The sequence below is a fragment of the Allobacillus sp. SKP2-8 genome, assembly GCF_007559355.1.
In the GTDB taxonomy this organism is placed as follows: Bacteria; Bacillota; Bacilli; order Bacillales; family Alkalibacillaceae; genus Allobacillus; species Allobacillus halotolerans.
Genome location: NZ_VMHF01000031.1, coordinates 1 through 11,026, shown reverse-complemented (window position 1 = coordinate 11,026; position 11,026 = coordinate 1). Strand labels below are relative to the sequence as shown.

Below are 11,026 nucleotides of genomic sequence, written 5' to 3'. Positions count from 1 at the left end.
GTTAACCCGCGCAGCTTCAGTGTTAAATCGCGCGTCTTCAGTGTTAATTCCCGCAGCTTCAGTGTTAATCCGCGCACCTTCAGCATTAACCCCACACCGCTTAGCGTCTAAGCATAAAAAAAGCACCGACCGAAGTCAGTGCCTCCTCACTATCTAATTTAAACATTCAACAACTCACGAATTTCGTTTTCACTCAAGCTTGTGAAGTTCGTTTCGCCTGGTTGAATCACGTTTTCAATCAGTTCTCTTTTGCGTTGTTGTAATGCATGGATTTTTTCTTCAATCGTGCCTTTCGTGATCAATCTGTACACTTGAACAACTTTTTTCTGACCCATCCGATGGGCGCGGCCTGTTGCTTGTTCTTCGACGGCCGGGTTCCACCATAAATCATATAAAATGACTGTGTCTGCGCCGGTAAGGTTCAGTCCTGTTCCGCCAGCTTTAAGTGATATAAGGAAAATGTTTTTCTCCCCGTCGTTGAATCGATTGACCATATCGACGCGTTGTTTTGAAGGCGTTTGTCCATCCAAATAAAAAACATCTTCACCCATCGCGTTCATTTCTTCACGAATGATTTTCAACATACTTGAAAACTGCGAGAAGATCAGAATTCGCTGGCCGTTTTGCCTTGCTGTTTCAACCATCTCAAGTAACTGATTCAACTTGCCAGATTCGCCTTCATAGCCTTCGATAAACAAAGAAGGGTGGCAGCATAGCTGGCGAAGTCGTGTGAGTCCAGCTAATATTTTCATTCGGCTTTTCTGGAATCCTTCACTGGAAATGGCGCTTGCAGCCTCTCCTTGAATTTTTTCAAGATACCCAAGATAAAGCTGTTTCTGATCCTTCGTCAATTCAGAATGATTTACTGATTCAATTTTATCTGGAAGCTCCGTCAATACGTCTTGTTTGATCCGACGTAAAATGAATGGACGACTCATCCGGGAAATCTGTTCATGAGGAAGTTCACGGAACGCTTTTTTACTTGGGAAAAAACCGGGCATGATCACATCGAACAACGACCACAACTCATCGAGTGAGTTTTCGATTGGTGTGCCACTTAAAGCAAAGCGTCTTCCAGCACGTATCGACCGGATCGCTTGTGCCTGCTTCGTCAAATGGTTTTTGATCGCTTGCGCTTCATCTAAAATCAGCGTCGAAAATCGTCTATCACGATATTGTTCTAAATCCTGCCGCACTAATGGATAGGAAGTGATCAACACATCGTATTCATCAGCGATTTTAAATAATTCCTCTCGTTCCCCGATACTTCCGTGGATGACACAGACTTTCATCGACGGAGCGAACTTTTCAAACTCTGACTCCCAGTTATACACGAGGGAAGCAGGTGAAACGACGAGGGCCGGCAGATCCTGGTCCGGATTATTTTCTTTTTCAGATAAGAGATAAGCAATCGTCTGAAGCGTCTTTCCAAGTCCCATATCATCCGCTAGAATTCCACCGAATCGGTAACGGCTTAACGACTTCAACCACTGGAAGCCAAAGATTTGATATTCACGCAAATCAGCTTGGATTCCCGCTGGCAATGGTATATCAAAGGATTCAGGATTTTTGATATCCTCAATCAGTTGCTGAAAAGCTTGATTATAATTTTTTCGGAAATGTTCAGACATCGCTTCATCCATTTGAAGGCCGCGATAGGCAGGTACTTGCACCTTACCATCTTTCAAATCTTCTGGATTTAGACGCATCTCATCAAAAACGTTCGATATTTGCGCGAAAGAGTCTTCTTCAAGTGGTACGAAGCGGCCATTCGGCAACCGGTAATATCGTTTTTTCTCAACGACGGATTGAATTATATGACTGATTTCGCTCTGGTCGATATCTCCCAAATCAAAATCGATTTCCAGAAAATCACCGTTTGAATCCAAATCCACATGAACGGCGGGAGACTCAATTTCATCTACGAGTAGATTTTTCACCGCATTCGTTAAATATATTGCCACATCTTCATCCAGCTGCGGTAGCAAGTAATACAGAAACGTGAACATATCTTCTTCATCATCCAAGTAAAGTTCATGGCCATTGAACTTAAATCCTGCCGACTCAATTATATTCATCACACGTTGTTCTTTTTCAGTATCTCGCACTAAAATTTGTGAAGAATCTCGTTTTTGAGTATCACCAGGCTGCATCGGATCGATTTCGATATCGTCATACCAATAGCGGATATTCGCCGTTAACCGCTCGCCATCTAAATCTAAATGCATGGTCGCTTGAAGAGACGGATTGATGATTGCCTCAGATACTTGTTCAGAAAGACGAACATCCCCGATTTGTTTCAAGTTCGGCACGACATTCGAAACGAAAGAGTCCATCTGGTGCTTTTGAATCGGAATACTCGATTTCGGATTTCGATACAAAAATCCATAAATATTCTTCATGATCTCCCGTTGGTTTGCGTTCAAATGATAAAAATACTGACCTTCCTGAATGATTCCGTAGTCTTTAAAATAATGGAAATGATCCATCGCATCAAAACCGAGCGCATAGCCATGACTATTTTCATGAAGAGAAAAATCAAATGGCAAAGCGTCTTCGAATAAGTGAATCTCCCGAAAAGTTCCCGTCACGTCTTCGAATGTACAGCCTCTTTCAGAAAGAGCCTGTAGCAGTTCCTTGGCGAAGTACGGTGGAATCGTCATTCCCTTTTGATTGGCAATCGTTTGCCATTGGTTTTCATAGAAAGCGTCACTTCGGTATATATCCAAAAGAATTTGCATCACACGTTGATCTTCTTCTTTGAACATATGTTGTTTTGGATCATAAGAAAATTTCGGTGTAAAAAAATGCTCAGATTGTTCATCGACACTCTTTAAAAACTTCTTCAGGTTTTTGACGACATATGTACGTTCGACACCGGTCTTCATCTCGACAGAAAGTAGCATACCTTTCAATAATTGATGATCGATTTTTAAAATATATTCAGTCTGAAGCGGCTCTTTATGCAAAGTTGAATCCGCTGAATTGGTGTCCATGAAAAGGTTAATTATCCTAGCCGAGAGATCGTCAGTAGGTTTAGGTTCCTTGTTGATTCTTCGGTTAGGCATATCATTTTGCTTACGCTTTTCTAAAAATTTATCGAACAGTTGACCTTTGTCAACTGCTTCTCGATTGGCTATTTTTAATAGAACAGCAACAATATGTTTACATTCTCCAAATGTTTCATAGGCAGGGCATGTACATGCATGATCGAACGTATCATCATCGTGCTTCTGTATGGACACATGATACATTTCACTGCCCGACACAGTGCCTGACCAGGACTTTTGAAGTTCATCAAATACGACACGCTCCACCGCTCCTTTGCGATAGTAACGTTTCCCACGCTGAAACATTCTTGTTGAAAACATAGCTTCTATGGACTTTTCTGTTAACAATTCAAATCACCCTTTGGTATTCCATTCCATTATTCCATCATAACACTGGAAGCATGAACTTATTAAGCATGAAACGTTTTTTTAAAAAAGTCCCTCGAAATTTGTAAAACATCTTTAAAATAAAAAAGCTTGTAGAAAACATGGCATTTTCTACAAGCTTTATGGAATGTCATTTTCCTTACTAGTCCTCCGTATCTTCAGCTGGAAAATCATTGGGCGGGTGGGAGTTTGACATATTCCGTTGAGCATCCGCATGTAGTGTTTTATTTTCATAATTGAAAGCGGAATAAGGGCGTCGATTCGGGTTATCGACTTGCGATTGGAGCGGTTGTTCAGCGTTTACCGGCTCCCCGTAAGTTCCTTCAGGGAATTCTTCAGGGATTTGGTAATTTCGATCGATCTCAACGTTTGCGAAATCATCATATTTCTTCTTTTTTGGCATAACTAATCGCCTCCTGTCAGTCAATAGGCTTTCCACTCAGAAGGCGATTATACGTATGAAGTTCGTTTGGTTTTGGCTAAAAACTTAGGCGCTTGGTTTTCATCAACCTTACTTCAAATTTTCTTTCAAGTATTCGAATATTTCCTCTGCCTCATATTCATTTACACGGAAATGGTGCGCATAATATTTTGGCGATTTGAGTTCATCTTTTTTCACTGTCGTATAGTGCGAGCTTTGCAAATCGAGAATGAAAACCTTATCGTCTATCGTTTCACTTTCGAAAAATGCAAAATCATATCTTCTGAATTCGGTGCTAAAGCTAACATATCGTACACTCGTACTTTCTGTTTCATCTTTGATCATGTTTACATTGCTCATTCATTGACACTCCTGACAAATCTTTTACCCCATTTTACCAAAAGTAGCTAATAGGTTCATCCGATAGCCAAAATTCAATGCATTCCTGTAAGGCTTGAGCTTATTAGTTATGTTAAACTATGGGGTGAAAGGATGATGATTATGTATTTTGTCGACCGAGAAAATATTGAAAATACATTACTTTATTACAATGGTTTACTTGAAGTATTGGAGCAACAAGAAGCTGTCAGTTTCTTGGAGAAATTAGGCATTGAACGTTTGGCACAAATGGTCGTCGAATCCATCATTGATGTCGGAAATTTGATGATTGATGGATTTATCATGAGGGACCCAGGTAGCTATGAAGATATTATTGATATTTTAGTTGATGAGCGAGTGATACCGAAAGAACACGAAGCTTCCTATAAAGAGATCGTCAGTCTGCGTCCGAAGCTGGTTCGGGAGTATACGAAGATCAATCATTCAGAGATTGAGAAAACGTTAAGAAATAATTTAGATACGATTGAACATTTTCGTCCACTCGTCTTGAATTATTTGGAAAACGAACTCGGTCCAATTAATGCTTTTCATAAACCAAAGGAGTAATCAACAATGAAACACTACGAGGGATATTTAATTGATTTGGATGGCACGATGTTTCGTGGAACAGATGAAATTCAAGGTGCCAAAGAATTCGTTGATGAATTAAATAAACGTCATATTCCACATCTGTTTTTAACGAATAATTCGTCACGAACATTGGAGCAAACAGCAGAGAAATTAGAGGGCTTTGGAATTGATGCGAAAGTCGAACAAGTGATTACAGCATCACTTGCAACAGCCGCTTTTATTAAAGAAAAATTAACGAGCCGTCGTGCTTTTGTCGTCGGTCAAACCGGTTTAATTTCTGCCCTAGAAGAAGCGGGAATCAAATTGACGGATCAAGAAGCGGAAATCGTCGTCATGGGAATCGATCGAAACGTTACCTATGAAAAAATCACCCGCGCAGCATTGAATGCACAGAAGGGCGCGTATTTACTTGCGACGAATCCGGACATCAAAGTTCCGACTGAACGAGGCTTTACACCTGGTAACGGGGCTTTCGTCGAATTAGTGAGTCACGTTTCCGGTAAAAAGCCAACTTATGTAGGGAAACCGCAACCATTTATGATGGAATTTGCGTTACAAAAGTTAGGGATTCCACGCGAAAAAACCATCATGGTCGGGGATAATTATGAAACGGACATTATGGCGGGGATTCAATCGGGCTTAGACACGCTTCACGTGCAAACGGGAGTGACATCAGAAGAGGAGTTGGCCAAATATCCGAAGCAACCAACGTATTCTGTCCGTACATTAAACGAATGGTTTAGCCATATGTAATGCTTAGGCTGTTTTTCGTTTCAGAATAAACAGCCTAAGCAAAACAGTTAGTCATCCTCAGGATCAAGCGCCAGTTCCGAGCTGTGAGCCAAACGACTGGAAGCAGCAGCGGCAATCGCGCCGACGATATCATCCAAAAAGGTGTGCGTGCCATATCGTTTATCATTTAATTTTTTCAAAATCCCAGGTTTGATTTTGTCGATATAGCCAAAGTTCGTGAATCCGATCGATCCATAGACATTGATGATCGAAAAAGCAACGATTTCATCGATCCCATATAACCCTTCATCATTCGCGATGATACTTTGAAGTGGTTCCTCAAATTTATTTTGTTCAGCAAATTTATCCAGTTGAATACCGGTTAACACGGCATTTTGCACTTCCCGCTTTTTGAGGACTTTTCGAATGTTAAACATACATTCTTCCATGTCCAAGTCATCATGATACGCTGACTGCAAGTGATAAACGAGTTCAGCGATGTCTTCAAGTTCGACGCCACGTTCTTTCAATTGTTCGATTGTCATTTGTTCAAGTTTATTCATGTTTCATCACATCCATTTTTCTTTAGTTTGAGTTTATGCAACGATTTTTTATACATACCTATAAGGAGGCGATTCTGGTGGCTAAACCAATAGTTTATGTGACGCGAAGACTCCCTAATGAGATTATATCAGAATTGACAGAAAAATATCAGGTCAAGATGTGGGAAGAGGAGGAAATGCCAGTGCCTCGCGATGTATTGAAAAAAGAAATTGCCGAGGCAGACGCTGTTCTTTCCATGTTAACTGATACCTTTGATGAAGAACTTTTAAACATGGCAAGCCGGTTGAAAGTGATTGCCAATTTAGCTGTCGGTTTTGACAATATCGATGTGAAAGCTTGTGAAGCGCGTGGGATCACGGTCACTAACACGCCAGATGTATTGACGGATACGACCGCAGATTTAACGTTCGGACTGTTGCTGGCTACGGCGCGAAGAATTCCTGAAAGTGTTGATGTCATTCGAAAGGACGAATGGAAAACATGGTCACCTTATATGATGGCCGGATCGGATGTTCATCATAAAACGATAGGCATCGTCGGTATGGGTTCGATCGGTGAAGCGGTCGCCAAACGGGCAACAGGGTTTGATATGAATATTTTATACCATAACCGCAACCGAAAACCTGAAGCGGAAGAAAAATTAGGTGCGCGCTATGTTTCAATCGATGAACTATTGGGACAATCAGATTTTGTCGTTTCGATGACTCCATTGACAGAGGAAACGAAGGGTATGTTCGATGCACGAGCTTTCGATCGGATGAGAAAGAGTGCATTTTTCATTAATGCTTCTCGTGGCGGTGTGATGAATGAAGCGGATTTATACCAAGCAATCAAGGAAGAAAAGATTCAAGGAGCTGGCTTAGATGTCTTTGAAAATGAGCCGATTAAAAGTGATCATCCACTCGTGCAACTGGATCGCGTAGTCGCTTTACCGCATATCGGTTCGGCAACGGTTGAAACGAGAAACCGTATGGCCATGTTATGTGTAGAAAATCTGAAGCGAGTGCTAGATGGGATGGAGCCTCTAACACCTGTGAAGGTTTAAGTAAAAAGTGATTGATTCAATAACATCCTTAACAATCTTTAGACACGAAAAAAGCCAGCTATTCATCTAGCTGGCTACAAGGTCAATCTGTATGTTTGTGATTTATTTGACGTTAAAAGATTTGTTCAACTTCTGATACACCAGGCACTTCCGCGACCAATGCACGCTCAATACCAGCTTTCAATGTAATTGCTGAACTTGGGCAGTTGCCACAAGCACCTTTTAAGCGAAGAAGCACGATACCTTCATCGTCGACATCCACTAATTCAACGTCCCCGCCATCACGAAGTAAAAACGGGCGTAGTTTTCCAATGACTTCTTGAACTTGATCGAACATCGTTTTTCTTCCCCCTTCTTTTAATTGTTAGTATAAATGGTCTCAATCAGAAAATCTATTGAGTTGCTCGAAAAGCGAATCAACGATTTCTTTTTTCAATTGATAATCGTTATCATTTTCTATTTTACATCATTTTCGGTAAAATGAAAATAAGAAACGTTATTTAGGGGGAAAAATATCGTGACGAATCAAACTGAGGTTATTGTGTATGGGGCTGAGGTCCTTTGTCCGAGTTGTGTAAATTTACCAAGTTCCAAAGAACAATATGATTGGCTGCAAGCAGCGATTTCGAGAAAATTTGGTGAAGAGGGTATTCAATACACGTATGTAGATATTTTTAATCCACCTGAAGAAGAGCCTTATCAAAGCTTTGCCAAACGGGTCGTCGATGAAGATTTAATCTATCCTGTCGTATTTATCGATGATGAACTCGTTGGTGAAGGAGACCCACGTTTGAAGAGAGTGTATAAGGCATTGGAAAGCAGGGGTTTTGAGCCAACTGCTTAAAGATTCTCGTCAAACATGTTATCCTAATCGGATAAAAGAGTTATGAACCGAGGAGTGTATGACAGAAAATGAATCCAATCATCGAGTTTTGTGTCAACAACATAGCGAGCGGTTCACAGGAAGCCTTTGAAAAACTGGAAAAAGATCCTTCATTGGACGTCATTGAATATGGATGTACCAGCCATTGCGGGATTTGTGCTTCGTTTTTATTTGCGATTGTGAATGGTGAAGCTGTCATGGCAGACGATCCTGATGAGTTAGTTGACAAAGTATATAAACATTTAGAAGAAAATCCTTTATTTTAAAAGGAAGTTGGGGAACAATTGATGAAAATTCCTTTTACAAAGATGCATGGACTAGGTAATAATTATATTTATATAGATGGCTTTCAAGTGCATTTGGAAGAAAATGAGATACCTCAATTGGCACGAAAAGTTTCGGATGTGAACTTTGGAATCGGCTCAGATGGATTAATTTACATGCTACCTTCTGAAAAAGCCGATGTTCGCATGCGTATTTTTAATAAAGACGGGTCTGAAGGAAAAAATTGTGGAAATGGACTTCGTTGCATTGCGAAATGGGCTTATGAATTAGGTTATGTGACCGACACGACATTTCAAATAGAAGCCAAATCAGGAATTGTCGATGCAGAGGTTTTCCCTGAAAATGGGTTGGTTGAACAAGTGTCCATTGACATGGGAGTACCCCTGTTGAAACGACGAGAGATTCCGATGGTTGTCGACAATTATGACCCAGAAAGCCGCGTTGTGAACGAACCGTTTCTCGTTGCAGATGCGGAACTAAATTTAACTGCTGTATCTATGGGGAACCCGCATGCTGTCTTTTTTGTTGAGTCGATTGATTCAAGTCCAGTTGAGGAGCTTGGTCCAATTATTGAAAAAGATGATCGATTCCCGGATGGTGTGAACGTTGAATTTGTCGAAGTCGTATCTGGAAAAGAACTTCATTTTCGTGTGTGGGAAAGAGGTTCAGGAATCACGCAAGCTTGTGGAACAGGAGCATGTGCCGCCGTCGTCGCCAGTGTATTAAACGGATATTCCACTGTTGGTGAGGAAATCACCGTACATTTAGAAGGCGGCGATTTATTCATCAGTATGACTGAAAATCAGCGAGTCATCATGCGTGGTCCTGCTGAAAAAGTTGCAGAAGGCATATTTAATTGGCCATCAATTTGAAACAAAAAGAAAGAATTTGTATAATAATGTTAAGGAGGTCGTTGACATGTCCATTGTAATTACAGAACAAGCAAAATTACAAATACAAGATATGATGAAAGAAGAAACGGCAGAAAACGTCTACCTACGTTTTGGCGTAAAGGGTGGCGGCTGCAGTGGTTTGTCCTATCAATTAGGATTCGATTATGAAGTGAAAGAAACCGATAATCAATACATCGAAAACGATATTCCTGTCGTCATCGCGAAAATGGATCAGCCGATTATAGAAAATACAACCATTGATTATAAACAAAACATGATGGGTGGCGGGTTCACAATCGATAATCCAAATGCGATTGTTTCCTGCGGTTGTGGCTCATCCTTTAAAGCAGACGGAAGAGTCGGCGTACCAGGCGATTGCTAAATACTTAAACATACAAACTGTCTTACCTTGATCGGTGAGACAGTTTTTTTGTGGAAAAGAGTTTTTGTAGAGTAGAAAAAGTGATTTTTGACAGATTTAATAAACATAACGATCAATTTTTTCTTAAAAATGAATTTATCGTCATTCGCAGTGCTGCACTACCTTTACTATAATCAAAGTAAAAAGAAAAGAGGATTGCGAATGATTTACAAGCAACGTGAAATGACTGGCGAATTACGATTGCTACATGCACTTGATCGGCGGTTGACCTTGTCACCAAAAGACCGAAAAAATTACTTACATTTATTGAAAGGACTTAAAGGGGAAAGACGATTCGATCAATTGCTGAATAACCTCAAATGCGACCACATTCAAATCCACGATTTATTACTCGAACATAATGGTACTGTATTCCAAATCGACACGCTTTTAATCACGAAAGAAAAAGTATTTGTTTACGAGGTGAAAAATTATCAAGGCGAGTTCTTCTTCGATCAAGAAAGATTCTTCAAAGTTCCCCGGCAAGAAATCATGAACCCACTCCATCAAATCGGCCGATCTGCGCCAGCCCTCACCCAACTGCTCCGAAAGCACGGCTTTAACTTACCAATCCAATTTTATGTCGTTTTTGTCAATCCGGAATTCACGTTATTTCATGCCGAGCAAGATACACCCATCATTCTTCCTACACAAATCAGTGATCATTTGCGCATGCTCAATGGATTCGGTTCACAACTGAATCAAACCCATAAACATCTAGCAGAAAAACTTGTTGAACTTCATCTGAATGAATCGCCTTATCAAAATCGACCGGAGTATGAATATGATGAGGTGAAGAAAGGGGTTGTTTGCGGTGGATGTGGGGCCATGAATGTGGAATCCTCTAAAAGAAATATTCGGTGTTCACAGTGCGAACATATCGAAACCGTCAATGATATGGTTGTGAGGCATGTTGAGGAATTTAAAATGCTTTACCCGAACAAGAAAGTAACGACCATGGGAATATATGACTGGACGGGAGGATTAGTCTCCACAGAAAGCATTCATTATATGTTGAATAAAAATTTTATGAAGAAGAACAACAAACGGTGGACATATTTTGAATAATTTTTTTGCAAAAAGATGAGTAGTGGATAAAAAACGACACCACTTATGATAATGAGAGCTCAAATCGGGGGTAGAGCAAGAAAAAAGTATGCTACCTCCGAATAGACGGGTTCAAATCAGGGGTAGCGCAAGAAAAAAGTATGCTATCCCCGAATAGACGGGCTCAAATCAGGGGTAGCGCAAGAAAAAAGTATGCTATCCCCGAATAGACGGGCTCAAATCGGAGGTAGAGCAAGAAAAAAGTATGCTATCCCCGAATAGACGGGCTCAAATCAGGGGTAGAGCAAGAAAAAAGTATGCTACCCCCG

The 11,026-nt window shown here is 40.6% G+C and carries 13 protein-coding genes; 8 read left to right on the top strand and 5 right to left on the bottom strand.

All coding sequences use genetic code 11. The annotated features are described in order from the left end of the window. Positions 1-158: 158 nt before the first annotated feature. The 3 genes from FPQ10_RS12575 to FPQ10_RS12565 all read right to left on the bottom strand — a co-directional run bounded on the left by FPQ10_RS12575 (position 159) and on the right by FPQ10_RS12565 (position 4,218). On the bottom strand, positions 159-3,398 hold the full coding sequence (locus tag FPQ10_RS12575) for a DEAD/DEAH box helicase (protein WP_255439978.1): 3,240 nt from the start codon (positions 3,396-3,398) through the stop codon (positions 159-161). A gap of 181 nt (positions 3,399-3,579) precedes the next feature. Beyond that, positions 3,580-3,840 (bottom strand): hypothetical protein, encoded by a 261-nt coding sequence (locus FPQ10_RS12570; RefSeq protein ID WP_144163843.1) that lies wholly within the window; start codon positions 3,838-3,840, stop codon positions 3,580-3,582. Positions 3,841-3,948: 108 nt separating this feature from the next. Next, complete coding sequence (locus tag FPQ10_RS12565; protein WP_144163842.1) at positions 3,949-4,218, bottom strand: SAV0927 family protein; 270 nt, start codon at positions 4,216-4,218, stop codon at positions 3,949-3,951. Between the two features lie 132 nt (positions 4,219-4,350). Here FPQ10_RS12565 and FPQ10_RS12560 point away from each other — a divergent pair, with 132 nt between their 5' ends. Continuing rightward, the gene (locus tag FPQ10_RS12560) at positions 4,351-4,803 is read left to right on the top strand and encodes a DUF86 domain-containing protein (RefSeq protein WP_311379124.1); all 453 of its coding nucleotides are present in this window, start codon (positions 4,351-4,353) and stop codon (positions 4,801-4,803) included. 6 nt (positions 4,804-4,809) lie between these two features. Then, a complete protein-coding gene (locus FPQ10_RS12555) occupies positions 4,810-5,580 on the top strand; it encodes a TIGR01457 family HAD-type hydrolase (RefSeq protein ID WP_144163841.1) in 771 nt (256 codons plus the stop codon). Between the two features lie 47 nt (positions 5,581-5,627). On the opposite strand, the gene FPQ10_RS12550 is transcribed toward FPQ10_RS12555, so the two are convergent. Next, a complete protein-coding gene (locus FPQ10_RS12550; RefSeq protein ID WP_144163840.1) occupies positions 5,628-6,122 on the bottom strand; it encodes a phosphatidylglycerophosphatase A family protein in 495 nt (164 codons plus the stop codon). Between the two features lie 77 nt (positions 6,123-6,199). On the opposite strand from FPQ10_RS12550, the gene FPQ10_RS12545 reads away from it, so the two are divergent. Continuing rightward, complete coding sequence (locus FPQ10_RS12545; RefSeq protein WP_255439975.1) at positions 6,200-7,168, top strand: 2-hydroxyacid dehydrogenase; 969 nt, start codon at positions 6,200-6,202, stop codon at positions 7,166-7,168. A 112-nt stretch (positions 7,169-7,280) separates the two neighbouring features. Here FPQ10_RS12545 and FPQ10_RS12540 read toward each other — a convergent pair whose 3' ends face one another. After that, positions 7,281-7,505, bottom strand: a complete 225-nt coding sequence (locus tag FPQ10_RS12540) for a NifU family protein (RefSeq protein ID WP_144163838.1) — start codon at positions 7,503-7,505, stop codon at positions 7,281-7,283. Positions 7,506-7,685: 180 nt separating this feature from the next. Here FPQ10_RS12540 and FPQ10_RS12535 point away from each other — a divergent pair, with 180 nt between their 5' ends. The 5 genes from FPQ10_RS12535 (at position 7,686) to FPQ10_RS12515 (ending at position 10,718) form a co-directional block, all read left to right on the top strand. Then, positions 7,686-8,012, top strand: a complete 327-nt coding sequence (locus tag FPQ10_RS12535) for a YuzD family protein (protein ID WP_144163837.1) — start codon at positions 7,686-7,688, stop codon at positions 8,010-8,012. Between the two features lie 68 nt (positions 8,013-8,080). Beyond that, positions 8,081-8,317 carry a YuzB family protein gene (locus FPQ10_RS12530; RefSeq protein WP_144163836.1) on the top strand — a complete coding sequence of 79 codons (237 nt, stop codon included), beginning with the start codon at positions 8,081-8,083 and terminating at the stop codon, positions 8,315-8,317. 18 nt (positions 8,318-8,335) lie between these two features. Continuing rightward, positions 8,336-9,208, top strand: coding sequence for a diaminopimelate epimerase (gene dapF / locus FPQ10_RS12525; protein ID WP_370512045.1), 873 nt, complete (start codon positions 8,336-8,338; stop codon positions 9,206-9,208). Positions 9,209-9,254: 46 nt separating this feature from the next. After that, a complete protein-coding gene (locus FPQ10_RS12520) occupies positions 9,255-9,611 on the top strand; it encodes a HesB/IscA family protein (RefSeq protein ID WP_144163834.1) in 357 nt (118 codons plus the stop codon). A gap of 201 nt (positions 9,612-9,812) precedes the next feature. After that, a complete protein-coding gene (locus tag FPQ10_RS12515) occupies positions 9,813-10,718 on the top strand; it encodes a nuclease-related domain-containing protein (RefSeq protein ID WP_186278687.1) in 906 nt (301 codons plus the stop codon). Positions 10,719-11,026: the final 308 nt, after the last annotated feature.